Below are 25079 nucleotides of genomic sequence, written 5' to 3'. Positions count from 1 at the left end.
CGTCCACCTTCCCGGCCGCTTCGGCGCACCCGACGGCCACTTGTCCCAGGATCGCGCAACGATCATTGCGCATGCGTCTGTCAGCCGGCGTGCACGTGCGGGCGGCGGGTGCGGTCGGGTTCGGCCTCGCGGATGACCTCGCGGGTGACGGGGGCGACCTCGCCCTGGCCGAAGAGGAAGAAGCGGAGGAAGTTGGCCATCGGGTTGCCCTCGGTCCACTCGAAGTAGATGTGGGGACGCTGGCCGGTCTCGTCGCGGACGTGCAGCAGGAGGGCGGCGAGCGCGTTGGGGATGCTGGAGCTCTCCAGGGTCAGGACGCGGTAGCGGTCGTGGAGCACCTCGCCGCGCACCCTCATGCCGGACTCGAACTCGGAGGCGTCCAGGACCGTGACCTCGACGAACATGACGTCGTCGCCGGGCGGGATGTCGTTGTCCGCGCGGATCTGCTCGACCTTCTCGCGGTACTCGGTCCGGTCCCGCTGGTCGGGCTCGTTCGCGATGAAGCGGATGGTGCGGTTGGCGGTGTCGCGGATGAACCGCTGCGCCATGTCGTCCAGTTCCACGTCCGTGACGCGCAGTTCGAAGACGCGGGCGAGGCGGGAGAGGAGGGAGAGCGCCATGATGCCTCCGATGAAGCAGGCACCGATCTTCACGCCGTCGGGGCGTTCGACGACGTTGACGGCGGTGGTGTAGATGAAGACCGCCGAGATGGTCCCGAACCCGATCGTCCAGCCGCGCTCCCCCGCCCGGCGGGCGGCGATGGTCACGGCGACGGCGGCGGAGGTGATCAGGACGAGGACACCGGTGGCGTACGCGCCGCCCTGGGCGTCCACGTCGGCGTCGAAGATCCAGGTCACCAGGAAGGCGATCAGCGTGAAGACGATGACCATGGGGCGCAGGGCGCGGGCCCAGTGCGGGGCCATGCCGTAGCGGGGAAGGTAGCGCGGCATCAGGTTGAGCAGGCCCGCCATGGCGGAGGAGCCGGCGAACCAGAGGATGAGGATCGTGGAGATGTCGTAGAGCGTGCCGAAGGCGGAGCCCAGGTATTCGTGGGCGAGGTAGGCGAGGGCGCGTCCGTTGGCCTCGCCGCCCGGCTGGAACTGGTCGGCCGGGATCAGGAGCGTGGTGATGAAGCTGGAGCAGATCAGGAAGACGCTCATGATGACGGCCGCGGTCGTCAGGAGCTTCTTGGCGCCGCGGATCCGGCCCGCGGGCCTCGCCGCGGTGTCCTCGGGGTCACCCTTGACGTGCGGCATGACCGCGACGCCCGTTTCGAAGCCGGAGAGGCCGAGGGCGAGCTTCGGGAACACGATGAGCGCGATGGCGATCATCATGAACGGATTGCCGTGCTCGGTGGTCAGCGCGGTCGTCCAGTCGGTGACGACGTGCGGTTCGGTGACCACCTGCCACAGCCCGACGGCCACCACGACGACGTTCAGTCCCAGGTAGGTGGCCACCAGCACGACGGCAACGCCGATGGCCTCGCTGAACCCCTTGAGGAAGACGGCGCCGAGCAGCGCGATCATGATCAGGGTGATCAGTACTTCGTGACCGTGCAGGGTGCTCGTGAGGTGCGGGTTCTCCACCAGGTGCGCGGTCGCGTCGGCGGCCGAGAGGGTGATGGTGATCAGGAAGTCGGTCGCCGCGAACCCGAGCAGGGTCAGGACGAAGAGCTTCCCCTTCCAGAACGTCAGCAGCCGCTCCAGCATGGCGATGGAGCCCTCGCCGTTCGGGCTCTCCTCGGCCACCCGACGGTAGACGGGCAGCGCCCCGAAGAGGGTGAGGAGCACGAGCACGATGGTCGCCAGCGGCGACAGCAGTCCAGCCGCCAGGGCGGCGATGCCGGGCTGGTAGCCGAGGGTGGAGAAGTAGTCGAGCCCCGTCAGGCACATGACGCGCCACCACGGCCGGCCGTGCGGCTGGGCCGCCGCCTCCTTGGCGGCGGGCGAACTGTTCTCGGCGGTCAAGCCTTCCAGCATCCACGCGCGCAGGCGCGACGTGCGGGCAGGGGTGGCCATCGTGGGGGGCTCCTGTCGTACGGCAAAGAATCAGCCATCTGCATCGACGGCTGAGTCAGCGTACGCAGCGAGATCCTTTTTGCACGGGAGTGAGGCAATACTGACGCGTCCTTAACGCGGACGAACCAGCGGACTGCCGGGGGACGATCAGCCGAGGCCGGGGACGGTGGACACCACCAGGTCGATGAGCTTGATGCCGACGAAGGGCAGCACCAGACCGCCGAGGCCGTAGACGCCGAGGTTGCGGCGCAGGAGGTCGTGCGCGGAGGCCGGCTTGTAGCGGACGCCGCGCAGGGCGAGCGGGATGAGGGCGACGATGATCAGGGCGTTGAAGATGATCGCCGAGGTGATCGCGGAGGTCGGGCTGCTCAGGCCCATGATGTTGAGGGCCTCCAGGCCGGGATAGGCCGCGGTGAACATGGCCGGAATGATCGCGAAGTACTTCGCGACGTCGTTCGTGATCGAGAAGGTGGTCAGGGCTCCCCGGGTGATGAGGAGCTGCTTGCCGATCTCGACGATCTCGATGAGCTTCGTGGGGTTGGAGTCGAGGTCCACCATGTTCCCGGCCTCCTTGGCGGCCGAGGTGCCGGTGTTCATCGCGACGCCCACGTCGGCCTGGGCGAGGGCCGGGGCGTCGTTGGTGCCGTCGCCGGTCATGGCGACGAGCTTGCCGCCCGCCTGCTCCCGCTTGATGAGGGCCATCTTGTCCTCGGGCGTCGCCTCGGCAAGGTACTCGTCGACCCCGGCTTCGGCCGCGATGGCGCGGGCCGTCAGCTCGTTGTCGCCGGTGACCATGACCGTACGGATCCCCATGGCCCGCAGTTCCGCGAAGCGCTCCCGGATGCCGTCCTTGACGACGTCCTTGAGGTGGATGATGCCGAGGACGCGCGGGCCGTCCCAGTCGTGGACCGCGACCAGCAGCGGGGTCCCGCCGGACTGCGAGACCTGAGCGGACCATGCGGCGGCCTCCGCCGGTACGGTCCCGCCGCGCATCGCCACCCAGTCGCAGACCTGCGTCACCGCGCCCTTGCGAATGGCGCAGCCGGCGCCGTTGTCCCAGCTCAGGTTGACACCGCTCATCCGGGTGCGGGCGCTGAACTCGGTGAACCGGGGGTTGCTGAGCTCCTCCGCGGTGACCGGCCGGAGTCCGTACCGCTGGGCCAGGACGAGGACGGAACGGCCTTCGGGCGTCTCGTCGGCGAGGGAGGACAGCTGGGCGGCGTCCGCGAGCGTGGTGTGGTCGGTCCCGGGGAGCGGGATGAGCTCGGCGGCCTCGCGGTTGCCGTGGGTGATGGTGCCGGTCTTGTCGAGGAGGAGGGTGTTCACGTCACCCGCGGCCTCGACGGCGCGGCCGCTGAGCGCGATGACGTTGCGCTGGACGAGGCGGTCCATGCCGGCGATGCCGATGGCCGAGAGCAGGGCGCCGATCGTGGTGGGGATGAGGGTGACGAGGAGCGCGACCAGCACGGTCGTCGACTGGGCGGCGCCCGCGTAGGCGGCCATCGGCTGGATGCTGACCACGATCAGGATGAAGATCACGGTCAGGGCGGCCAGCAGGATGTTCAACGCGATCTCGTTCGGGGTCTTCTGCCGGGAGGCGCCCTCGACCAGCGCGATCATCCGGTCGATGAAGCTGTTCCCGGAGCGCGAGGTGACCCGTACGACGATCGAGTCGGAGAGGACCGTCGTACCGCCGGTCACCGAGGACCGGTCGCCGCCCGACTCCCGTAGGACCGGGGCCGATTCGCCGGTGACGGCGGACTCGTCCACCATCGCGGCGCCGTCGACGACGTCGCCGTCGGCCGGGATCGCCTCGCCCGCCTCGACGAGTACGAAGTCGAAGGGCTGGAGCTCGGCCGGGGTCACCACCTCGGTCTCGGTGTGGCGCAGGTTCGCACCGTACGTCCAGTGGTTCAGGCGCAGCGCGACCGTGTCGGTACGCGCCTTGCGCAGCGACTCGGCCTGGGCGCGGCCGCGGCCTTCGGCGACCGCTTCGGCGAGGTTGGCGAAGAGGACCGTCAGCCAGAGCCAGACGCTGATCACCCAGGTGAAGACGGAGGGGTGGATCAGCGCCGAGAGCGTGGTCAGCACCGATCCGACGGCGACGACGAACAGCACCGGCTTCTTGACCAGTTCGCGCGGGTGGAGCTTGGCGACGGCCTCCCGGGCCGAGGTGGCGAGGAGTTCGGGCTCCAGCACGTTCACTTGACCGGAGCGTTTCCGGGACGGCCGGTTGACCGGGGTCCCCGGAGGTGTGCCGAGAGCCGGGGAAATGTGCCGTGCGGCGGCGGGAGGCATGGAGCGACCTTCTGACGAGATCAACGGGGTGCGGGAGAGGGGGTGTCGCCGCCGGGGACTGTCTCGCATGGACCCCCTCGGCCGTCATGTGAGTGATCGAGGTCCCCGGCGGCGCAACAGGCAGGAAGCTACTGCCCGTTCGCGGGCGATTCCCCATGCGGTAAGGGGAATTGGCGCCTTCTTGACGCCGGCGCCCGAAGGGCGTCAGGCCGCCGTCAAGGGCACGTCAACGCGGGTCAGCGTGTGTCGCCGGTGATGCGGAAGCGCAGCCGGCAGATCACGGCGTCGGTGTCACGGCGTACCGCGTGGGCGACGACGGAGCCGCGCTGGTTCTGGAGCATCCGCTGCCAAAGGCGGGCGGGTTCCGTCTCCGGGATCAGGACGGTCACCTGAGCGTCGGGGTGGCTCCGCGTCAGCTCGCGCACGTAGGCGGACACGGGCCGGCCCAGCGAGCGGCTCTGCGAGGTGATCTCGGTCAGTTCGACCCCGGGTTTCCACAACTCCCAGTCCCGGCGCAGTGCTTCGGCTGCCTGCCGGTCCTCCGGAGCGGAGTGCGTGACGGTCACGGCGAGGACCTCGTCGCCGAGTGAGCGGGCGGCCGTGAGCGCCTTGCAGGTCAGCCGGGAGAGCCCGGAGACGGGTACCACGACCAGGGAACGGGAGCGGTGCGGCGGCTGCGGGATGCGGCCGAGCTCCAGACGTTCGCCGATCTGCGCGTACGCACGGCGGACCTTCTCGAAGCCGAGGACGATCACCGGCAGGGCGAGGACGATCAGCCAGGCGCCCTCGGTGAACTTGGTGGCGGTCACGACGACCGCCGCGACGCCGGTGAGCAGGGCGCCGGAGCCGTTGAGGGCGGCCTTCGCCTGCCAGCCCTTGGGGCGCTCGCCGTTCCAGTGCCGGACCATGCCGACCTGGCAGATGGTGAAGCCTACGAAGACGCCGATCGCGAAGAGAGGAACGAGGGTGTTGGTGTCGCCGCCGGAGAACACCAGCAGGACCCCCGACACGAGCGCCAGCCACACCACCCCGTGGCGGTGGACCTGGCGGTCCGCCTTGAGGGCGAAGACGTGCGGCAGGTAGTTGTCCCGCGCCAGCAGGCTCATCAGTACTGGAAGACCACCGAAGGAGGTGTTCGCGGCCAGCGCCAGCAGCACCATCGTGGCGAACTGGACGACGTAGAAAGCGGCGTTGTGACCGAAGGAGGCGTCCGCGAGCTGGGCGAGGACGGTCACACCCTCGACCGGCTGGAGGTGGAATCGGCCGATCAGGACCGACAGCCCGATCAGCATGACGCCGAGGAGGGCGCCGAGGGCGACCTCGGTGCGCTGGGCGCGCCGGGCGGCGGGTGCGCGGAAGGACGGAACGGCGTTGGCGACGGCTTCGACGCCGGTCAGGGCGGAGCAGCCGGCGGCGAAGGCCTTCAGGAGCAGGAGCGCGCCGACGGTGGTGGCGTCCTCGCCGAGGGCGGAGGCGTGCCCGGCGGCCGAGGCGGTGCTCACCGGCCCGTCACGGAACAGGCCGACCACGACCATGGCCAGGATCGACCCGACGAACACGGCGGTCGGTACGAGGAAGGCCTTCGCGGAGTCGACGACACCGCGCAGGTTCACGGCCGTGACCAGGACCAGCACCCCGAGACAGATCCACACCCGCTCCCCGTACAGCTCGGGGAAGGCGGAGGTCAGCGCGGCGACGCCGGCGGTGACGGAGACGGCGACGTTCAGGACGTAATCGAGGATCAGCGAGGCCGCGGCCACCAGGCTCGTACGCCGGCCCAGGTGCTTCTTCGCGACGGCGTACGATCCCCCGCCGTCCGGGAACGCCGCGATCACCTGCCGGTACGAGGCCACCAGCACGGCCAGCAGCGCCGCGATCGCCAGGGTGACGGGCAGGGTGAACCCGAGGCCGTAGCCACCGGCCGCCGCCAGGACCAGCACGATCGACTCAGGGCCGTACGCGACCGAGGCCATCGCGTCCAGCGACAGCGCGGCCAGGCCCTGGAGGGCGGTCAGTCGGTGCCGGTCCCCCGCGGCGGGTGCCGTAACGCCGGTATCAGGAGGTTCCTCCGTGCCCGGAGCCTGTCCTGCCGTGGCCGGCTTTCCCATGTGCAGTGCCATCTTCGCTGTTCCTCCGTTGGACAAAGTGAGGACAGCGTCCGAATGCCGTGGCCGGACGGCCAGAGTGTTTGGCGCGATCCATACGCCCACCGCCGCAGTCTTCACGCACTCCTGACGCCGGGGCCTCATGCCGCATGAGGTGCGTCAAGAAGCAGGCGCCGCCCTGGACACGGCCGGCCTGTCCCACCGGGGCCGAGCGGCGGTTCACGGCCTTTCGCGTAAGGACGACATCAAGAGTTCCCCAGCACCCGTATGGAGCCCGTCAAAACGTCTTAACGCCGGAATGAAGACACGGTTATCTCGTCATCGGCCATCTGGCCGATTCATTACTTCCCTCTTCATCCAGGAGCTCACGATGGCCGATCTGGCCTTCGTCGTCACCACGGTCGCGGTCTTCGCGCTGGTGGCCTTCATCGCCCGGGGGGTGACCAAGCTGTGACGGTCGAGAACATCGTCGGCCTGCTGGTCGCCGTCTCCCTGCTCGGTTACCTCATCCTCGCCCTCGTGTACCCGGAGAGGTTCTGAGCACTGATATGAGCCCCGAAACCGCTGGAGTGCTCCAGCTCCTCGCGCTGATCGCCGCACTCGCGCTGGCCTACCGCCCGCTGGGCGACTACATGGCCCGCGTCTACTCCTCCGAGAAGCACTACAAGCCGGAGAAGTGGATCTACAAGGCCATCGGTGCGAACCCGGCCGCCGAGATGCGCTGGCCCGCCTACCTGCGGGCCATCCTCGCCTTCTCGGCCGTGAGCGTCCTCTTCCTTTACCTGATGCAGCGCGCCCAGGGCGTCCTGCCCGGCTCGCTGGGCTTCGTGGCGATCGACCCGGACCAGGCGTTCAACACCGCCGCTTCGTTCGTGGCGAACACCAACTGGCAGTCGTACTACGGCGAGCAGGCCATGGGCCACGTCGTGCAGACCGGCGGCCTCGCGGTGCAGAACTTCCTCTCGGCGGCGGTCGGCATGGCCGTCGCGGTGGCCCTCGTACGGGGCTTCGCGCGCTCGCGCACCGGTGAACTGGGCAACTTCTGGGCCGACATGGTGCGCGGCACCGTCCGGATCCTGCTGCCGCTGTCGGTGATCGGCGCGCTGGTCCTCGTCGCCTGCGGCGCGATCCAGAACTTCTCCGGGATCCACGAGGTCGGCCAGTTCATGGGCGGCTCGCAGCAGTGGAACGGCGGGGCGGTGGCCTCGCAGGAGGTCATCAAGGAGCTCGGCACCAACGGCGGCGGCTACTTCAACGCCAACTCCGCGCACCCCTTCGAGAACCCGACGCCCTTCTCGAACCTCTTCGAGATCTTCCTGATCCTGCTCATCCCCTTCTCTCTCACCCGCACCTTCGGCCGCATGGTCGGCAACCTGCGCCAGGGCTACGCGATCCTCGCGACGATGGGCATCATCTGGGTCGTCTTCACCGTGCTGATGATGTGGACCGAGTTCGCCCACCACGGCCCGGCCTTCGACGTCGCCGGCGGGGCGATGGAGGGCAAGGAAACGCGCTTCGGGGTCGGCGGCTCGTCGATCTTCGCTGTCGCGACCACCCTCACCTCGACCGGCGCCGTCAACTCCTTCCACTCCTCCTACACCGGCCTCGGCGGCGGCATCGCGATGCTGGGCATGCAGCTCGGCGAGATCGCACCCGGCGGCGTCGGCTCCGGCCTCTACGGCATGCTCGTCATGGCGATCATCGCCGTGTTCATCGCCGGCCTCATGGTCGGGCGCACCCCCGAATACCTCGGCAAGAAGATCAGCACCCGCGAGATCAAGCTCGCCGCCTGCTACATCCTCATCACCCCTGCCCTGGTCCTCGGCTTCACCGCCGCGGCGATGGCCCTGGACACCCCGGCGGGCTCGATGACGAACTCGGGGGCGCACGGCTTCTCCGAGATCCTCTACGCCTACACCTCCGGCGCCAACAACAACGGCTCCGCCTTCGCGGGCCTGAACGCCGACACCCAGTGGTTCAACAGCACCATCGGCATCGCCATGCTGCTCGGCCGCTTCCTGCCCATGGTCTTCGTCCTCGCCCTGGCCGGCTCCCTCGCCGAACAGACGCCCGTACCCGAGACGGCGGGCACCCTGCGCACCGACAAGCCCCTCTACGCCGGCCTGCTCGTCGGCACGATCATCATCATCACCGGCCTCACCTACTTCCCGGCCCTGGCGCTGGGACCGCTCGCCGAAGGGCTCGCCTCATGAGCACCGCCACCCCCACAAGGGCTCCGCACCAGGACGTGCCCACCGGCCACAAGCCGGGCGGCGGGCGCGTGGGCGGGGGCCTCTTCGACCCCAAACAGCTGATGAAGTCCTTCCCTGACGCGGTGCGCAAGCTCGACCCCCGGGTCATGATCAAGTCCCCGGTCATGTTCGTCGTCCTGATCGGCTCGGTCGTGACGACCGTCCTGGCGATCAAGGACCCCACGGACTGGTTCGGCTGGGCCATCACCGCCTGGCTGTGGCTCACCACGATCTTCGCGAACCTCGCCGAGGCGGTGGCCGAGGGCCGGGGCAAGGCGCAGGCCGACACCCTGCGCAAGGCCAAGACCGACTCCGTCGCGCGCCGCCTGACCGAGGACGGCCGGAGCGAGGAGCAGGTCCCGGGGGCGGAGCTGCGCATCGGCGACCTGGTCGTCTGCGAGGCCGGCGACATCATCCCGGGCGACGGTGACGTCGTCGAAGGCGTCGCGTCCGTCGACGAGTCCGCCATCACCGGCGAGTCCGCCCCGGTCATCCGCGAGTCCGGCGGCGACCGCTCGGCCGTCACCGGCGGTACGAAGGTGCTGTCCGACCGGATCGTCATCAAGATCACCACGAAGCCCGGCGAGACCTTCATCGACCGCATGATCAGCCTGGTCGAGGGCGCGGCCCGGCAGAAGACGCCCAACGAGATCGCGCTCAACATCCTGCTCGCCTCGCTGACCATCGTCTTCCTGCTCGCGGTCGTCACCCTCCAGCCCTTCGCGATCTACGCCGGCGCCGAGCAGTCCATGATCGTGCTCACGGCGCTGCTGGTCTGCCTGATCCCCACCACCATCGGCGCGCTCCTGTCGGCCATCGGTATCGCCGGCATGGACCGCCTCGTCCAGCGCAATGTCCTGGCCATGTCCGGCCGCGCGGTCGAGGCCGCCGGTGACGTCTCCACCCTGCTGCTCGACAAGACCGGCACCATCACCCTCGGCAACCGCCAGGCCTCGGAGTTCGTCCCCGTCAAGGGCACCACGGAGGCGGAGCTGGCCGACGCCGCGCAGCTGTCCTCCCTCGCGGACGAGACCCCCGAGGGCCGCTCCATCGTGGTCCTGGCGAAGGAGAAGTACGGGCTGCGCGAACGCCACCAGGGCGAGCTGACGGGCGCCGACTGGATCGCCTTCACCGCCCAGACCCGCATGTCGGGTGTCGACGTGGACGGCAAGCAGACCCGCAAGGGCGCGGCCGGTTCGGTCATCACCTGGGTGCGGGAGCAGGGCGGCCAGGTATCCGACGACGCCGACATCCTCGCCAACCGCATCTCCGAGGCCGGCGGCACCCCGCTCCTCGTCGCCGTCAAGGACGACAAGGGCGCCCGCGTCCTCGGTGTCATCCACCTCAAGGACGTCGTCAAGGAGGGCATGCGCGAGCGGTTCGACGAACTGCGCCGCATGGGCATCAAGACGATCATGATCACGGGCGACAACCCGCTCACCGCCAAGGCCATCGCGGAGGAGGCCGGCGTCGACGACTTCCTCGCCGAGGCCACCCCCGAGGACAAGATGGCCCTCATCAAGCGGGAGCAGGCGGGCGGCAAGCTCGTCGCGATGACCGGAGACGGTACGAACGACGCCCCGGCGCTCGCGCAGGCCGACGTGGGCGTGGCGATGAACACGGGTACCTCGGCCGCCAAGGAGGCCGGGAACATGGTGGACCTCGACTCCAACCCCACGAAGCTCATCGAGATCGTCGAGATCGGCAAGCAGCTCCTCATCACCCGGGGAGCCCTGACCACCTTCTCCATCGCCAACGACGTCGCGAAGTACTTCGCGATCATCCCGGCCATGTTCGCGGTGGTCTACCCGGGCCTCGACAAGCTCAACATCATGGGCCTGGCATCCCCGGAGTCGGCCATCCTCTCCGCCGTCATCTTCAACGCGCTGGTCATCATCGCGCTCGTGCCGCTCGCCCTGAAGGGCGTCCAGTACCGGCCGACCAGCGCCGACAAGATGCTCCGCCGCAACATCGGGATCTACGGACTCGGCGGCCTGATCGCCCCGTTCATCGGCATCAAGATCATCGACATGCTCATCTCCCTCATCCCCGGAATCGGCTGATCTGCGATGAACAACTCCGTATCCAGCACCCTCCGCCTGATCGGCGCGGGCCTGCGCGCCCTTCTCGTCCTGACCGTGATCTGCGGGGTCATCTACCCGCTCGCCGTCACCGGCATCGCCCAGGCCCTCTTCAACGACAAGGCCAACGGCTCCGAGATCAAGGACAAGGACGGCCAGGTCGTCGGCTCCTCCCTCATCGGCCAGAGCTACAACCTGCCGAAGAAGACCCCTTCTGATTCAACTACGGGGAACGACGCCGACGAGGCCGCGAAGCCGGACCTCAAGTGGTTCCAGCCGCGCCCGTCCAACGGCCTGGGCAGCAACAGCGTCAACACCCAGTACTCGCTGATCCTCTCCGGCGCCACCAACCGGTCCGCCGACAACGGCGCGGTCAACGGGGTCTGCACCAAGGACGCGGAGGAAGGCACCCTCTGCGCCCAGGTCGTCGCCGCCAAGGAAGCCGTCATCGCGGACAACTCCACAGCCGGGTACCAGGTCAAACCGCAGGACGTCCCCGCCGACGCCGTCACCTCCTCCGGCTCCGGCCTCGACCCGAACATCTCCCCCGAGTACGCGAAGCTCCAGGTCCACCGGGTCGCCGAGCAGAACAAGCTCGACGTCAAGCAGGTCGAGAAGCTCGTCGCCGACCACAGCACCGGCCGCACCCTCGGCTTCATGGGCGAACCGCGCGTCAACGTCCTCGAACTCAACGTCGCCCTGAAGACGCTGTCCAAGCGCTGACGTTCCACAACGCACGGACCGGGAGCCGGCGGGGCGCGCCGCTCCCCCGGCCTCGGCCGGGGGCCGGCAACGCCCCGTCGGCTCCCGCCGTGCCCGTACCGAAGGAAAGGCTGCACACCGATGACCCGGGTGCTGGTGGTGGAGGACGACCCGCAGCTCGTCCGCGCGCTGAGGATCAACCTCCAGGCGCGCAAGTTCGAGGTCGAGGAGGCCGGCGACGGCGGCGCGGCCCTGCGGCTCGCGGCGGCGCGCAAGCCGGACGTCATAGTGCTGGACCTCGGCCTGCCCGACATGGACGGCATCGAAGTCATCAGGGGTGTCCGCGGCTGGAGCCGGGTCCCCATCCTGGTCCTCTCCGCCCGCCACACCTCCGAGGACAAGATCCGGGCCCTGGACGCCGGTGCCGACGACTACGTGACGAAACCGTTCAGCATGGACGAGCTCCTGGCCCGCCTCCGGGCGGCCACCCGCAGACAGGAGTCATCCGCGGCCTCCCAGGCCCCCGAGGTCTCCGTCGTCACGACGGAGGAGTTCAGCATCGATCTGGTCGCGAAGAAGGCGCACCGGGGCGGGCACACCGTACGTCTCACCCCGACCGAATGGCACCTGCTGGAGATCCTCATCACCCACCCCGGGCGGCTGATCACACAGAGCCGGCTCCTGCTGGAGGTCTGGGGGCCCACGTACGGGGAGAACACCAACTACCTGCGCGTCTACATGGCCCAGCTCCGGCGCAAACTGGAAGCGGACCCCTCCCACCCCCGGTATCTGATCACCGAACCCGGTATGGGATACCGCTTCGAACCCTGATCGCCACCCACTCCCCAGCACAGAAGAAGAGACGGAACATGGGACGCGGCAAGCTCCGCATCTACCTCGGCGCGGCGCCGGGCGTCGGCAAGACGTACGCCATGCTGTCCGAGGCGCACCGCCGGATCGAGCGGGGCACCGACTGCGTCGTCGGCTTCGTCGAGCACCACTCCAGGCCCCGCACCGAGGTGATGCTGCACGGCCTTGAACTGGTCGAACGGCGCGAGATCGAATACCGGGGCTCCACCTTCACCGAGATGGACGTGGACGCGATCCTGTCGCGGCGCCCCGCAGTGGCGCTGGTGGACGAGCTGGCGCACACCAACGTGCCGGGCTCGCGCAACGCCAAGCGCTGGCAGGACGTGGAGGAGCTCCTCCAAGCAGGCATCGACGTCGTCTCCACCGTCAACATCCAGCATCTCGAATCGCTGGGCGACGTGGTCGAGACGATCACCGGGGTCCGCCAGCGCGAGACGGTCCCCGACGAGGTGGCCCGACGCGCCGACCAGATCGAGCTGGTCGACATGTCCCCACAGGCCCTGCGCCGCCGCATGGCCCACGGCAACGTCTACAAGCCGGACAAGGTCGATGCGGCGCTCTCGAACTACTTCCGGCCCGGCAACCTCACCGCGCTGCGCGAACTCGCGCTGCTGTGGGTCGCCGACCGCGTGGACGAGTACCTCCAGGAGTACCGGGGCGAGCACAACATCCGCTCCACGTGGCAGGCCCGCGAGCGCATCGTCGTGGGGCTGACCGGCGGACCGGAGGGCCGTACGCTCATCCGCCGTGCTGCCCGCCTCGCGGAGAAGGGCGCGGGCGGCGAGGTGCTGGCCGTCTACATCGCCGCCAGCGACGGTCTCACCTCCGCCTCCCCCAAGGAGCTGGCCGTCCAGCGGACCCTGGTCGAGGACCTCGGCGGCACCTTCCACCACGTCATAGGCGACAGCGTCCCCGACGCGCTCCTGGAATTCGCCCGTGGGTGCAACGCCACCCAGATCGTGCTGGGGGTCAGCCGCCGCCGTTCCTGGCAGTCCGTCTTCAGCCCCGGTGTCAGCGCCACGGTGGCCCGCGAATCGGGCCCGGACCTCGACGTGCACATCGTCACCCACGACGAGGCCGCCAAGGGCCGCCGCAGCCTGCCGGCCGCGCGTGGCGCACGCCTCAGCCGCTCCCGCACCATCTGGGGCTGGCTCACCGGCATCGCCGGGCCCGCGCTGCTCGCCGTGCTGCTCAACCTGGTCGTGCCGGACCTGGGCCTCGCCAACGACATGCTGCTCTTCCTCACCTTGACGGTGGCGGCGGCCCTGCTCGGCGGGCTGCTCCCCGCCCTGGCCTCGGCGGCGTTCGGGTCCCTGCTGCTGAACTACTTCTTCACCCCGCCACTGCACGAGTTCACCATCTCCGACCCGAAGAACATCGTCGCCATCGCGATCTTCGTCGGTGTGGCGGTGTCCGTCGCCTCGGTGGTCGACCTGGCCGCCCGGCGCACCCACCAGGCCGCCCGGCTGCGCGCCGAGTCCGAGATCCTCTCCTTCCTCGCCGGCAGCGTTCTGCGCGGCGAGAACTCCCTCGACGCCCTCCTGGAGCGCCTGCGCGAGACCTTCTCCATGGAGTCGGTCGCCCTCCTGGAGCGCACCAGCGAAGTCGACCCGTGGACGACGGCGGCGTCCGTCGGCACCAGCCCGGTCGGACGTCCGGAGGACGCGGACGTGGACCTGCCGATCGGCGACGACATGGCTCTCGCCCTCACCGGCCGGGTGCTGCCCGCCGAGGACCGCCGTGTCCTCGGTGCCTTCGCCGCGCAGGCGGCCGTGGTCCTCGACCGCCAGCGCCTCGTCGACGAGGCCGAGAAGTCACGGGCGCTCGCAGAGGGCAACCGCATCCGCACCGCGCTGCTCGCCGCCGTGAGCCACGACCTGCGGACCCCGCTCGCCGGCATCAAGGCCTCCGTCACCTCCCTGCGCTCCGCCGACGTCGAATGGTCCGAGCAGGACCGGGCCGAGCTCCTCGAAGGCATCGAGGACGGCGCCGACCGCCTCGCCGCCCTCATCGGGAACCTCCTCGACATGTCCCGCCTCAACACCGGCACCGTGGTCCCGCTGATCCGCGAGACCGACCTCGACGAGGTCGTTCCCATGGCGCTGGGCGGCGTACCGGAGGGCAGCGTCGAACTCGACATCCCCGAAACCCTCCCCATGGTCGCGGTCGACCGCGGCCTCCTGGAACGGGCCGTCGCCAACATCGTCGAGAACGCCGTCAAGTACAGCCCCGACGGCCAACCGGTCAACGTCTCGGCCAGCGCCCTCGCCAGCCGCGTCGAACTGCGCGTCGTCGACCGCGGCCCCGGGGTCCCGGACGAGGCCAAGGACCGCATCTTCGAACCCTTCCAGCGCCACGGCGACGCCCCGCGGGGCGCCGGAGTCGGCCTCGGCCTCGCCGTCGCCCGGGGCTTCACGGAGGCCATCGGCGGCACCCTCACCGCCGAGGACACCCCCGGAGGCGGCCTCACCATGGTCATCACCCTCCCCATGGCGGGCAGCGCTCCACCGGTCGCCGCGGAACTCCCGACCTCGGCGGTCACCTGACCGCGTACATCCTCGGTACGGGCCCACGCGCACGCGAGCCGTCCGGCTCCCTCGCCACACCAGTCTGCCCCGTGGGCGCGCAGGACAGGACACCTTGACGGGTTCCTTCCGCCCGGAAATCGGTCTTTGACACCGCCCTGACGGACGGGCATCAGAAGGCCGTCAAGGAGCGTCCGCGGACTTGCCCGCCACGCCTCCGATGCGCTGGGATGGGGTCATGAACAGCGGTCCGCGCTACGACGATCGGCCACCGAATCCGGTGCAGCCGACGGCGCCCGCCGTCCGCCCGGCCCTCTGACTTCGGCCGCGCGTCCTGCTCGTACCAGCCTCCGGCGTCCTGACGGACTCCGGCCATCGGGGCTCCGTACGCGTTCCCACCTTCACCGCCTGGCCTGAGCCCGCCCACGCCCCTGCCTGACGCCGGGGCGCAGGGCGCGTCAGCCATGCCCGTTTCCAGGAATCCCACATGTCTGCATCCCTGTCCGGACCTACCGTCCTCGTCACCGGCGCCACCGCCGGCATCGGCTACGAGACCGCTCGCCTGCTCGCCCGGCGCGGCGCCGTCGTCCTGCTCCACGGGCGTACCGCCGAAGAGGCGCGCGCGGCGACCGACCGCCTCATCGCCACCGACGGCATCGACGGCGGGCTGCTGCGGCCGCTCGCCGCCGACTTCGTCCGCCTGGAGGAGGTCGAGAACCTGGCGCACGCCGTCGTCCGCGAGTACCCGCGTCTCGACGTACTCGTCAACAACGCGGCCATCGCCGCACCCGAGCGCCACACGCTCACGGCCGACGGCAACGAGGTCTCCTTCCAGGTCAACTTCCTCGCCCACTACCTCCTCACCAACCTCCTGGAGCCCGCCCTCACGAGCGACCCGGGCGGCCGCGTCGTCAACGTGTCCTCCTCGCTCCACCGCTCCGGGGCCATCCAGTGGAACGACCCCCAGCGGGTGCGGCGTTACTCCCGCCTCGCCGCCTACGCGCAGTCGCAGCTGGCCCTGACGGTCTTCGCCGCCGACCTGCGCGTCACCGCCGTCTCCGTGAATCCCGGCGTGTGCGCGACCGGTCTCCTTCCGCTCTACGGACACGAGGGTGCGCCGGCCGCCGCCGGTGCCGAGCACGTCGTGCGGCTCTGCGACCCGGCGATCGAGATCGTCAACGGCGCCTACTACGACCGCTCCGAGCGCGTCGCCCCGGCGCCGGCCGCCACCGAGGACCGCACCGTCAAGCGCCTCAACAAGCTCGCCGGCCTCCTCGTCGGCCACACCGCCTGAAGGGGCACGCCCTCATGTCCAAGCGCTCCCGCAAAAGAAGGCCCGTCTGACGACGTCCATACGCCCACAGGCGTGACCTTGACACTCCCGTACCGCGCGCGACCGCTTCCGCCCCGTGCCCACCGCCGTCCCGGCAGGCGCGGGGCCCCACCCGTTCGCAGCGGCGGTCCCCTGCTTCCCTCCGTCCGGACCGTCCCGGGCACAGCCTGGAGAGGCCCCATGTTCGAAATCGCACCGCAGCAGCTACCGGCCCTGAGCCGCTGGTTCCCCGCCGGTACACCCGGTCCCGGCACGCTCGCCGAGCACGTGCTGGCCACCGGCCACGGGCAGTGGTGGACCGACCGCCCCGACCGGCCCCGCGTGCTCGCCGTCAGCTGCGCGGACCACGTCCTGCTGCGCGGCGAGCCGGGCCTCCTCGCACCGGATGCGCTGGCACGGTTCGCCGGCCGGTACGTCGAAGCTCCCGCACCGTTCGGCCCGTCCCTCGCCGCCGCTTTCGACCGGGTCGTGCCCTGGGAGCGGATGCTGTACGTCCACCAGGTCCCGGTGCCCCTCCCCCGGGCGCCGCGCGGCGTGACGGTGCGCCGCCTGACCCGCGAGGACGCGCCGGCGCTGGCCGCTCTCCACCCGGAGAACGCCTGGATACACACCAGCTGGGGCGGTCCGGCGGGGCTCGCCGCTTCCGGGTACGGCTGGGCCTCGTTCGCCAAGGGGGCGGTCCTCTCCGTCGCCTGCAGCTACTTCCGCGGCGGCGCGTACGAGGACATCGCGGTGGTCACCGTGCCCGACCGGCGCCGCGAACGCCTGGCCCTGGCCTGCGTCGCGGGTCTGACCTCCGATGTCCGGGCGCGTGGACGCACGGCGAGCTGGTGCTGCTCGCGCGACAACCGGCCCAGCCGGCTGCTGGCCTGGACGGCCGGCTTCCGGCTGACCCGCGAATACGTCCACCACGTCACCGGACGCACACGAGCCACGGCACGATCGGGCGATGCGACGGCGGTACGCACGTGAGCCGCATACGAACCGGCACCATCAAAATGCCGTGGCCGCCACGTCAACGGTGCGCCAGAATCCGGTCCACAGCCCGGAGCCCGCCCTACCGTCGCCCCATGGAACGACGATTCACGCGGTCATCGACCGGCGCGCAGACCGCCGTCGCGGAGCCTCCAGGACCCCTCGCCCACGACATCCACTGGGCCGACGAGCGGCGCACCGCCATCGGCGTGACCTGCCTCCTGTACACGGCTCTGCTCGCCGCGGACGCGGGCTTCGGCACCCTCGACATGACGCGTGGCGCCCTCTGGACCGGCCTGGCGACCCTCGTCTTCGTGGTCCTGCTGCCGCCCCGGGTCTCGACGGCCCCCGGCGTACTGAGCGCCCGCGGCCTGCTCACGCGGCACACGGTCCGTACCGACAGCCTCGTCTCGATCCGGTGGTCCGACGGCGTGGCCCAGCGCATGATCCTGCGCGACACGGAGGGCGGCGTGGTCGAGATCGACCCGGCCGTCCTGGTCCGCAACCCCGCCATGTGGCACCGCTTCGACGAGGACACCCGCACCTCGATCCGGCGGGGCACCCTGCTCCGCGGTGCCACAGCCCTGCGCCGCCTGGCTGCACGCATCGACCGCGAGACCGCCCGCACCGTATTCAAGCTCTCCGGCCTGCACTGACTCCTCGGTCCTGAAGAAGGGTGTCCGATCGGCCGGCGTGCCCCGTCAAGCCACTGCGCGGCACTGGAGCGCTGCTCGGCCGACGGGCGCGACCCTCGGTGGGCGTCAGGACAGGTGTGACAGCAGGAGTTCGGTGAGACGTCCGGGTGTGCGGAGCGGCAGGTAGTGGTCGGCGTCCGGGATCGTCTCGGCGCGGGCGCCGGGGATGTCGGCGGCAAGCCGTTCGGCGATCACCGCGATCTCCGGGTGGTCGTGGTCGCCGTGGATGACCAGCGTCGGCGCGGCGATGTCCGCGAGGTGCGGTTCGGCATCACGGGCCGGGGGGACGACGCAGTGCTCTTCGCTCACGACCCGCCGCTCGGCGTTCGAGGCGACCATCGTCTCGATGAGCCCTCCTCCGGGAGCCGTACGGCCCATGGCCGCCCAGATCGACAGTTCCAGCTCGGCCAGGGTGGCCGTCTGCCGCTCGCGCCGGGCCGTGGCATAGGCCGACAGCTCGGGACTGCGCGGCCAGACGTGACCGCTGACCGAGGCACCGACCAGGGCCAGTGCGGTGACGCGCTCCGGGTGGGCGAGGGCGAAGTCCAGGGCGGTCTCCCCGCCCATGCTCAACCCGACCAGCGAGGCGCGCCGAAGGCCGAAGTGGTCAAGGACGGCACGCAGATCCTCGACGTCGCTGAACGGCTCGCCCGGGGGTGTGGAGCGTCCAAGCCCTCGGGCGTCGTAGCGGATCACGTCGTGGTGGCGGGCCAGCTCGGCCACGACGCCGTCCCACAGGCGGGAGTCCATGCCGGCGCCGTGCAGGAGCACGACCGGGCTTCCGGTGCCGTTGCGCTCGGCCCAGAGCCGACCGCCGTCGGGAGTGGGAACGCGTACCTCGTGCGGGGGCAGGTCGGATCGTTCGTGGGAGTCGGTTGTCACGCCGCGATCATTTCAGAGCGCCTCCGCCGGCCGTGCATCCGACGGCGGGACGACGCTCGTGACATGAATCAATGCCACGGTCCTCCGCCTGTTCTGCACGCTCCGGAGCAAGCGCGGGAAGGGACTTGCAGGCGCTTCCCGGGCAGCCCTAGGTTCGGATCGTCCCGGGAGCCGCATTCACGGAATCTCCCATCGGGTATCCACCGGGAAATCTCCCGGCATTTCACGAGTGAAACCGATGAATCCATTTGGAGAGCTGTGCCGAATCCGCCGAGCGACCTCGCCCACGAATTCCAGAAAATGCGTGACCGGATGACACGCAAGACGTCGTCCTCCTGGTTCCGGGAGAAGCGCCAGGAGATAGCGGAGCTGGCCCGGTACGACCAGGACAGGGGAGCCGAGCGACTGGGCCGGCTGCTGGTCACCGCCCAGGAACGGGTGCCGCGCTACCGTGCACTGCGCGGCCGGGAGCAGGTGGGGCTGAGCGACTTTCCGCTGACCCGCAAGAGCGATCTCCGCGATCATTTCGTCGACTCCATCAGCCGTGACAGGACCGGCCTGACGGAGCCCGGTCGCTTCTTCCTCACCCAGACCAGCGGCAGCACCGGCCAGGCGGTCGCCCTGCTTTCCACCGCGGAGACCGGCGGTCTGTCGAACGACGTGATCCGGGAGCGCTTCAGTGCCCACCTCGGCCTTCCGGACAGCGGCACGGTCCTCAACGTAGGACTGCTCTTCGGCGGCACGCCGCTGCTGGAGCCGATGATGCTGCCTCGCCCCTACGTCAAGTGCAACCTCGGCGGCTTCGACCCCGATTCGCCCGGGATCGTCGCCGACTACGAGGCCGTGGTGGGCCGTTTCCCGGTCGACCTGGTCACCGGTTCGTCGAGCCGGGTGATCGCCCTGGCCCGCTACTGTGCCCAGCGCGGCATCCGGCTCCGGCCGCAGGGGGTCGTCGCCACCCACGAGCACATGCCCGACAGCGGACGCCGCCTGGTCGAGGAGACCTTCGGCTGTCGGGTGACGATGCTCTACGCCACTTCGGAGACCGGCTACACGGCCTGGGAGTGCCTCAGGGGTCGGATGCACTTCCAGGACGATTTCGTCCTGCCGGAGATCACCCCGGCGGGCGACGACGAGGTGGGCGACATCGTCCTCACGCAGCTGCTCTCCACTCCCATGCCGGTCATCCGCTACGTGACCGGCGATCTGGCGCCCCGGCCCACCACCTGTGACTGCGGACTTCCCGGGACGGTGACCGACGGGCTGCTCGGCAGGTCCGGGAGCAGCCTCCTCGGGGTCGACGGGGCGGTCTACTCGCCGTACGCGCTGCTGGCGGCGCTCTGTGCCGCCGGGCTGCCGGACTTCCAGGTGGTGCAGGACGAACCCGGTCTGCTCGACCTCGTCACGGCGGGTGACCCGGCCTCCGCAGGCGCCACGGTGCGGTCCGTGAACGCGCGGCTCGGCGAGCACTTCGGACCACGGCAGGGTTTCCGCCTCCGTCACCGGCCGGAGGGGAGGTTCGTGCTCACCGCGGGCGGCAAGCGCAATCCCGTGGTCCAGCGGCTGGAGGTCACGGAGGCCCCGGAACGCACCCGGTACATCCACTCCTGAATTCCCTTCGTCCCGTCCGGCCAGGAGATCCCCTCGTGACAGCCCCGAGCAGTACCCCGCGGCAGCCGAAGCCGCTGGCCGACGGCACCGACCACCTCGATCACCTCCAGCAGGCGCTCGCCGCGCTGGAGGTCGAGCGGCTGCAGGCCTGGGGCCGTGAGCTGGCCACGCGGCTCCGAAGCGGCGGGCGCCTGCTGGCGGCCGGCAACGGCGGTTCGGCGGCCGAGGCCCAGCACCTCACCTCGGAGCTGGTCGGGCGACTCCGGGACGACCGTCAGCCGCTGTCGGCGATCGCCCTGCACGCCGAGACCTCCACGGTCACGGCCATCGCCAACGACTACGGGTACGACGAGGTCTTCGCCCGCCAGGTCCGCGCCCACGGCCAGCCCGGGGACGTCCTCCTGCTGCTGTCCACGTCCGGCCGTAGCGGAAACGTCCTGCGAGCGGCCGAGGCGGCCCACGAGCGGGGCCTGACGGTCTGGGCGCTCACCGGCGCGGCGCCGAACCCGCTCACCGAGCTCGCCGACGAGGCGGTCTGCGTGGACGCTCCCACCGCGACCGTCCAGGAATGCCACCTGGTGGCCGTGCACCTCCTCTGCGCCGGTGTCGACATCGCGCTCGGTGTCTGCCCGCCGCTGACCCCCACCGCGGCCACTCCCCCGGCCCCGGGCGGGCTCGTCGTGGTCGGTGACGCACTCCTGGACCGGGACCTGCTGGGCACCGTGGACCGGGTCTCCCCGGAAGCGCCGGTCGTCGCCGTCGACCGCGTCGAGGTCCTTGCCCGGCCCGGCGGCGCCGGCCTCGCGGCCGTGCTCGCCGCTCGCGGTGCGCGGCCGGTCACCCTGATGACGGCGTTGTCCGACGACCCGGAAGGCCGGGATCTGCGCGGGCTGCTACGAGACGCCGGTATCCGGGTGATCGACCTCGGGCTCGCCGGACCGACCCCGGTGAAGAGCCGGGTCCGTGCCGACGGCCGAACGGTGCTGATGTTCAGTCAAGCCCCCGAGGCCGTGCCGGGACCGCGCCGCGCCCTCACCGACGAGGAACACGCCCTGGTGGTCGGCGCGAGCGCCGTCCTGGTCTCGGACTACGGGCGCGGGCTCACCGAGGACTCCTCCGTCCGGGCGGCCCTGACTGCCGCCGCCGCCGCGACGCCGCTGGTCTGGGACCCGCACCCGCGCGGGGCCCGGCCGGTCCCCGGTGCCCGGCTGGTCACTCCCAACCGCAAGGAGGCGACCGGGTTCGTGCCCGGGTACGCGGGCGCGGACCTGGCGTCGGACATCGAGCGCGGGCGGCGGCTCGTCGACCTGTGGGAGGCCGTCGGTGTCGCCGTCACGAGAGGGGCCGACGGCGCCCTCCTGCTGGACACGGCGAAGTCCTCCCCCCTCGCCGTTCCCGGACGGCGCACCGTCGGGGCGGACACGTGCGGCGCCGGTGACTGCTTCGCCGCGTCGGCCGCCGTGCTGCTCGCGGGCGGCGCGCTGCTCTCGGAGGCGGTCACCGGCGCCGTCCGGGCCGCCGAGGAGTTCGTGGCGGCCGGCGGCGCGACCGCCTGGAACGCGGGTACGGCGGGTACGGCGGGTACGGCGGCAGGGAAGCCCGGCACCGGACCCGCCGACCCGCTGGAGGCGGTCGCCCGGGTGCGGGAGGCGGGCGGCACGGTGGTGGCGACCGGCGGCTGCTTCGATCTGCTGCACGCGGGTCACGTCGCGCTCCTCGAGAGCGCCCGCCTGCTGGGCGACTGCCTGGTGGTGTGCCTCAACGACGACGACTCCGTCCGCCGGCTGAAGGGACCCCGGCGCCCGGTCGTCCCGGCCGTGGACCGCGCGGCGGTCCTGGGTTCGCTGGCCTCCGTGGACGGGGTGGTGGTCTTCACGGAGTCCACGCCGCAAGAGGCGCTGCGTCGGATCAGGCCCGACATCTACGTCAAGGGCGGCGACTACAGGGTGGACGACCTGCCCGAAGCGGCCCTGGTCGACGGCTGGGGCGGCCGGACGGTGATCCTCCCCTATGTCGACGGGCGGTCGACCACCCGGATGGTCGACCGGATCAGGCTGGGCATCGGCGACAGGTGACTGCGGCGGCCGTTCAGCGGAGCTCCCCCCGCGGGTGCCCGGCGGGCGCCGGAAGCCCGAGGTGGCCGCGCAGGGTGTGGTCCGTGTACTCGGTGCGGAAGACTCCGCGGTCCTGGAGTTCGGGCACCACCCGGTCGACGAACTCGTCCAGTCCGCCGGGCGCGAACCGGGGCACCACCACGAATCCGTCGGCGCCGTCCGACTGCACGTAGTCGTTCATCTGCCGCGCCACGCGAGCGGGTGTGCCGATGAAGGGCCGGCCCGCCGTCAGCTTCATCACGAGCGCCCGGATGCCGAGGTTCTGCTCGGCGGCGAGGGCCCGCCACTTCTGCACCCGGCGCGACCGCACCTCGGCGTCGGCCAGCCCCGGCCACTCGGGAGGTGCCGCCTCGGGGTCGGGGTCGACATCGGGCAGCGGTCCGTCGGGGTCGTAGGCCGACAGGTCGCGTCCCCAGACGCGTTCCAGGTACCAGAGGGCGAGCTGGGGGCTCACTGCCCGCCGCTGCACGATCTCGGCGTTCTCCCTGGCCTCCTCATCGGTGTCACCGAGGACGAACGACACCCCGGGCATGATCTTCACGTGCTCCGGGGCACGACCGTGGCGGGCCAGTCTGCGCTTGACGTCCGAGTAGAACGCCTGGCCCGCCAGGCCCAGGCGGCGGCTGTAGATCATTTCCGCTGTCGCCGCCGCGAACTCGCGGCCCTGCTCCGAATCCCCCGCCTGGATGGTCAGCGGGTACACCTGGGGGCTGGTCGGTACGGTGAACCGGCCTCCGAGGCGGAAGTGCGCCCCTTCGTGGTGGAACCGGGTGGCTCCGTGCGGTCCCCAACTGCCCCACAGGCGCCTGGCCACGTCGACGAACTCCGCTGCGCGGAGGTAGCGGTCGGCGTGCGGCAGATAGCCGCCGCGGCGGAAGTTCTCGCCCGTCCAGGCGTCAGGAGTGGTCACGACGTTCCAGCCGCACCTGCCGCCGGAGAGGTGGTCCAGGGTGGCCAGTCTGCGGGCCACGTCGAAGGGCTCGTTGAAAGTGGCGTTGACGGTGGCGGCCAGCCCTATCCGCCGCGTCACGGATGCCAGCGCCGACAGCACGGTGATCTGGTCCAGCTGGCCGGCGACGCCGACGTCGGAGATCTCGGCGCGGTGCTCCACCAGGCGCGGGAAGTCGGCGAGGAGGAGGGCGTCGAACTTGCCCCGCTCCGCGGTGCGGGCCAGGTGGGAGTGGGAGGCGAACTCGACCTGACTCCCGGCGCGCGGATCGCGCCAGACGGTCATGTGGCTGACGGGAAAGAGAGCGGCGAGGTGCATCTGCTTGACGGGCTTGCTCATCGAGGGGGCCACCTTTCAGGCCGAGAACATGTTCGGGGCCTTCTCGGGCAGGCCGAGCCGCTCGCGCAGTGAGGTTCCCCGAGGAGGGCGGAGCAAGGACCGCCGGCGCAGGATCGGGACGACCTCCGCGACGAACCGTGACAGCGTGGCGGGCAGGAACGCGGGTCGGAGATGGAATCCGTCGACGTCTCCGGAACTCCACATGTCGCCCAGCACATCGGCGAGTTCGGCCGGTGATCCGGCGAACCTGGAGCGGTGCGACGCGCCGTCGCCTGCCGGGCCGTCCCAGCTGGACACGCCGTGGTCGCCGTCGAACAGGACGTCCAGCTCGGCGACGACCCTGGTGTGCGCTCCCACCCGTGCGCGTGCCTCCCATGCGTCACGGACGTCGACGAACACCATGTCGGCGCCGTGAGCGGTGACCCCGTCGCTCCGCGGACCGAGGTCGACCGCGAGCACGGGGTGGCCCTGCGGCGGTCTCGGTACGTTCGAGGGGCCCTTGATGCGGAAGTGCCGTCCGGCATGGTCGATGTGGTGGAGCTTGGACCGGTCGAGGAAGCGCCCGGCCGCCACCTCCCTGACCTCCGCACCGTCCTCCCAGCTGTCCCAGAGTTTGACGACCACATCGGTGAACTCGGCTTCCTCTGCACGCAGTTCATGCGGAGCGGCAGGCGATTCGGGCCCGAAGTGCGCGGCTTCCGCCTCCGTGGTGACCACGCGGCGGCGCCAGCCGGCGCGGCCCCGGCTGATGTGGTCGAGCGTGGCCAGTGCCCTGGACACGTGCACGGGCTCGCAGTACGTGGTCGTCACCGTGGGCACCAGGCCGATGGTGGTGGTCAGCGGAGCGACCCCGGCCAGCACGGTCACCGCGTCCGGGAGCCCACCGGCGGCGGCAGGACCGTTCGGGAGCGCCATGGAGTCGTCCAACGTCACGAAGTCGAAGCCACCCCGTTCGGCTTCCTGTACGAGTCGGGGATGGTGCCCGGGGTTCAGCAGCTCGACGGGCGGATACCACCGGGATTCCGGGTGGCAGCCGGCCGCGTCGATGGCCACACCGAGGAACATCTGGACGCTCCTTTCACAGAGGGCTGGTTGCGGGCGATGAGCAGTCACGTCGATCGGACTGCCGCCGGGCCCGCAGCCTAAGCGGGGAGGGAGCGACAGCCGGGCTATCCGGGAGAACGGCAGCGCCTCTGTCCGAACGGGCCGGGCGGTTGCACGGATCGGTGAAACCGTGCGGTCGCGGTCGTGCATGCTGCGGAGCAACTGTCGGAAAGGGCTTGTCGGTTACTTCGGGGCGCCTCTAGGTTCGACTCATCCCACCCGGGAG

Annotated in this window: 18 protein-coding genes and 1 pseudogene; 13 read left to right on the top strand and 6 right to left on the bottom strand. The window is 70.6% G+C overall.

Going from position 1 to position 25079, the window contains the following annotated elements:
* Positions 1-80: 80 nt before the first annotated feature.
* The 3 genes from OOK31_RS16005 to OOK31_RS15995 form a co-directional block, all read right to left on the bottom strand.
* Positions 81-2018, bottom strand: a complete 1938-nt coding sequence (locus OOK31_RS16005; protein ID WP_267087888.1) for an APC family permease — start codon at positions 2016-2018, stop codon at positions 81-83.
* A gap of 147 nt (positions 2019-2165) precedes the next feature.
* On the bottom strand, positions 2166-4316 hold the full coding sequence (gene kdpB, locus OOK31_RS16000; RefSeq protein WP_267087887.1) for a potassium-transporting ATPase subunit KdpB: 2151 nt from the start codon (positions 4314-4316) through the stop codon (positions 2166-2168).
* A 236-nt stretch (positions 4317-4552) separates the two neighbouring features.
* On the bottom strand, positions 4553-6436 hold the full coding sequence (locus tag OOK31_RS15995; protein ID WP_267087886.1) for an APC family permease: 1884 nt from the start codon (positions 6434-6436) through the stop codon (positions 4553-4555).
* A gap of 127 nt (positions 6437-6563) precedes the next feature.
* On the opposite strand from OOK31_RS15995, the gene OOK31_RS15990 reads away from it, so the two are divergent.
* The 10 genes from OOK31_RS15990 to OOK31_RS15945 all read left to right on the top strand — a co-directional run bounded on the left by OOK31_RS15990 (position 6564) and on the right by OOK31_RS15945 (position 17815).
* Positions 6564-6875 carry a hypothetical protein gene (locus OOK31_RS15990; protein WP_267087885.1) on the top strand — a complete coding sequence of 104 codons (312 nt, stop codon included), beginning with the start codon at positions 6564-6566 and terminating at the stop codon, positions 6873-6875.
* The gene (kdpF, locus tag OOK31_RS15985; RefSeq protein ID WP_267087884.1) at positions 6872-6961 is read left to right on the top strand and encodes a K(+)-transporting ATPase subunit F; all 90 of its coding nucleotides are present in this window, start codon (positions 6872-6874) and stop codon (positions 6959-6961) included. The genes OOK31_RS15990 and kdpF overlap by 4 nt, the downstream gene beginning before the upstream one ends.
* Before the next feature lie 8 nt (positions 6962-6969).
* Positions 6970-8634, top strand: coding sequence for a potassium-transporting ATPase subunit KdpA (kdpA, locus tag OOK31_RS15980; protein WP_267087883.1), 1665 nt, complete (start codon positions 6970-6972; stop codon positions 8632-8634).
* Positions 8631-10736, top strand: coding sequence for a potassium-transporting ATPase subunit KdpB (kdpB, locus tag OOK31_RS15975; RefSeq protein ID WP_267087882.1), 2106 nt, complete (start codon positions 8631-8633; stop codon positions 10734-10736). Before kdpA ends, kdpB (OOK31_RS15975) begins: the two co-directional genes overlap by 4 nt.
* A gap of 6 nt (positions 10737-10742) precedes the next feature.
* Positions 10743-11477, top strand: coding sequence for a potassium-transporting ATPase subunit C (locus tag OOK31_RS15970; RefSeq protein ID WP_267087881.1), 735 nt, complete (start codon positions 10743-10745; stop codon positions 11475-11477).
* Positions 11478-11597: 120 nt separating this feature from the next.
* Positions 11598-12287, top strand: a complete 690-nt coding sequence (locus OOK31_RS15965; RefSeq protein ID WP_267087880.1) for a response regulator — start codon at positions 11598-11600, stop codon at positions 12285-12287.
* A gap of 38 nt (positions 12288-12325) precedes the next feature.
* Positions 12326-14872, top strand: coding sequence for a sensor histidine kinase KdpD (locus tag OOK31_RS15960; RefSeq protein WP_267087879.1), 2547 nt, complete (start codon positions 12326-12328; stop codon positions 14870-14872).
* 466 nt (positions 14873-15338) lie between these two features.
* Positions 15339-16145 carry an SDR family NAD(P)-dependent oxidoreductase gene (locus OOK31_RS15955; RefSeq protein WP_267087878.1) on the top strand — a complete coding sequence of 269 codons (807 nt, stop codon included), beginning with the start codon at positions 15339-15341 and terminating at the stop codon, positions 16143-16145.
* Between the two features lie 219 nt (positions 16146-16364).
* On the top strand, positions 16365-17156 hold the full coding sequence (locus OOK31_RS15950; RefSeq protein ID WP_267087877.1) for a GNAT family N-acetyltransferase: 792 nt from the start codon (positions 16365-16367) through the stop codon (positions 17154-17156).
* A gap of 98 nt (positions 17157-17254) precedes the next feature.
* Positions 17255-17815: a hypothetical protein gene (locus OOK31_RS15945; protein WP_267087876.1), complete on the top strand. Its 561-nt coding sequence runs from the start codon at positions 17255-17257 to the stop codon at positions 17813-17815.
* Positions 17816-17920: 105 nt separating this feature from the next.
* Here OOK31_RS15945 and OOK31_RS15940 read toward each other — a convergent pair whose 3' ends face one another.
* The gene (locus OOK31_RS15940) at positions 17921-18736 is read right to left on the bottom strand and encodes an alpha/beta fold hydrolase (RefSeq protein WP_267087875.1); all 816 of its coding nucleotides are present in this window, start codon (positions 18734-18736) and stop codon (positions 17921-17923) included.
* A 312-nt stretch (positions 18737-19048) separates the two neighbouring features.
* Here OOK31_RS15940 and OOK31_RS15935 point away from each other — a divergent pair, with 312 nt between their 5' ends.
* From OOK31_RS15935 to rfaE2, 3 genes and pseudogenes are all read left to right on the top strand, one after another.
* On the top strand, positions 19049-20347 hold the full coding sequence (locus tag OOK31_RS15935) for a hypothetical protein (protein ID WP_267013181.1): 1299 nt from the start codon (positions 19049-19051) through the stop codon (positions 20345-20347).
* Positions 20348-20421: 74 nt separating this feature from the next.
* Positions 20422-20946: pseudogene (locus OOK31_RS15930) on the top strand (SIS domain-containing protein); the annotation flags it as partial.
* Positions 20926-22422, top strand: coding sequence for a D-glycero-beta-D-manno-heptose 1-phosphate adenylyltransferase (gene rfaE2 / locus OOK31_RS15925; RefSeq protein ID WP_323188227.1), 1497 nt, complete (start codon positions 20926-20928; stop codon positions 22420-22422). The pseudogene OOK31_RS15930 and the gene rfaE2, both read left to right, overlap by 21 nt.
* 13 nt (positions 22423-22435) lie before the next feature.
* Here rfaE2 and OOK31_RS15920 read toward each other — a convergent pair whose 3' ends face one another.
* Positions 22436-23749 carry an NtaA/DmoA family FMN-dependent monooxygenase gene (locus tag OOK31_RS15920; protein ID WP_267013180.1) on the bottom strand — a complete coding sequence of 438 codons (1314 nt, stop codon included), beginning with the start codon at positions 23747-23749 and terminating at the stop codon, positions 22436-22438.
* A 15-nt stretch (positions 23750-23764) separates the two neighbouring features.
* Complete coding sequence (locus tag OOK31_RS15915; RefSeq protein WP_267013179.1) at positions 23765-24814, bottom strand: LLM class flavin-dependent oxidoreductase; 1050 nt, start codon at positions 24812-24814, stop codon at positions 23765-23767.
* Positions 24815-25079 lie beyond the last annotated feature (265 nt).

It is taken from the genome of Streptomyces sp. NBC_00249, assembly GCF_026342355.1.
GTDB lineage: Bacteria > Actinomycetota > Actinomycetes > Streptomycetales > Streptomycetaceae > Streptomyces.
This window is presented reverse-complemented; position numbering and strand designations above follow the sequence as displayed.